This is a genomic window from Protofrankia sp. CiP1_Cm_nod4 (assembly GCF_982290645.1).
In genome coordinates this window covers 1,490-2,875 of sequence record NZ_CEVIVC010000115.1, presented here as the reverse complement: position 1 = coordinate 2,875, position 1,386 = coordinate 1,490, and the positions used below count along the sequence as shown (strand labels likewise).

Annotated in this window: 1 protein-coding gene; it reads left to right on the top strand. The window is 72.4% G+C overall.

The window, feature by feature from the left end; genetic code table 11:
• Window positions 1–122: 122 nt before the first annotated feature.
• Window positions 123–1,386: IS1380 family transposase (locus AC5LSR_RS18380; protein ID WP_493468730.1), on the top strand; the 1,264-nt coding region annotated here is incomplete at its 3' end.

Here is a 1,386-nt window from a genome sequence, read left to right as displayed (position 1 = left end):
GCCTGGATGCACCGTCGTATATGCCTGTCTGGCGTCCGGTTTGAACGCGAAAGTGCCCTCCGAGCTGGGAGGATGGGAGTTCTCTACGCTTCCGTCCACCCGATCGAGAGGGCACTTCGCACGTGCGATTGTTGCATGCGGCCTCGAGAACCCACGCGCGGTTCGACGACCCTGACCTGATCGCCTGCGCGGGACTTGTCCCGGTGATGCGGCTGGGTGAACGCGTCGGCCTGCCCGAGCTGGTCACCGAGCACCTGCGACCGGTCGACCCCAGGGGCGTCAACGCCCCGGCGAAGGTGGGGTGCCTGGTCGCCGGCATGCTCGCCGGCGCCGACTCCGTCGAGGACATGGAGGTGCTCCGCCACGGCGCGGTGGGCGAGCTGTTCGGCGGGGTCCGCGCCCCCTCGACCCTCGGGACGTTCCTGCGGGCGTTGGACTGGGGCAATGTCCGCCAACTCGACAAGGTCAACCGGCTGCTGCTGGCCGCCCTCGCCGCGCACGCCCCGCTGCTGCCCGGCGCCGACACGCTGGCCTTCCTGGACGTCGACTCCACCCAGCGGCGGGTCTACGGCCCGGCCAAACAAGGCGCCGCGTTCGGTCACACCAAAATCGCCGGGAAGTCGCTGCTGGTCCGCGGACTGAACGCCCTGGTCGCCACCGTGTCGACCCCGCACGCCGCCCCGGTCGTGGCCGGCACCAGGCTGCGCGGCGGGAACGCCGGCTCCGCCCGCGGCGCGGCCTCGTTCGTCACCGAAGCCGTCACCGCCGCCCGGCAGGCCGGCTGCTGCGGCACCCTGGTCGTCCGCGCCGACTCCGCCTACTACACCGGGGCGTTCGTGGCAGCCTGCCGCCGAAACGGCGCCCGCTTCTCGGTCACCACCCCGGTCAACCGCAAAATCCGCCGGACGCTCGCCGCGGTCCCGGACAGCGCCTGGACCCCGATCCGCTACCCCCGTGCCGTCTGGGACGAGACCAACCAGGCGTGGGTGTCCGACGCCGAGATCGCCGAAGTCCCCTACACCGCCTTCGCCGGCAGCGCGCAGCACACCGACGGCCGGCTGCTGGTCCGCCGGGTCAAGGACCTCAACCCGAAAGCCGCCGCCGGCCAGGACGAACTGTTCCCCGTCTGGCGCTACCACACCGTGTTCACCGACAGCCCGTTCGTCCTGGCCCAGGCCGAAGCCCAGCACCGCGACCACGCCGTCATCGAGCAGGTCCTCGCCGACCTCGTCGACGGACCACTGGCCCACCTGCCCTCCGGCCGGTTCACCGCCAACGCCGCCTGGCTCGCGCTGTCCGCGCTCACGCACAACCTGCTGCACGCCGCCGGCACCCTGACCTCACGCTTCCACGCCCGCGCCCGCGGCGCCACCCTGCGCGCCCACC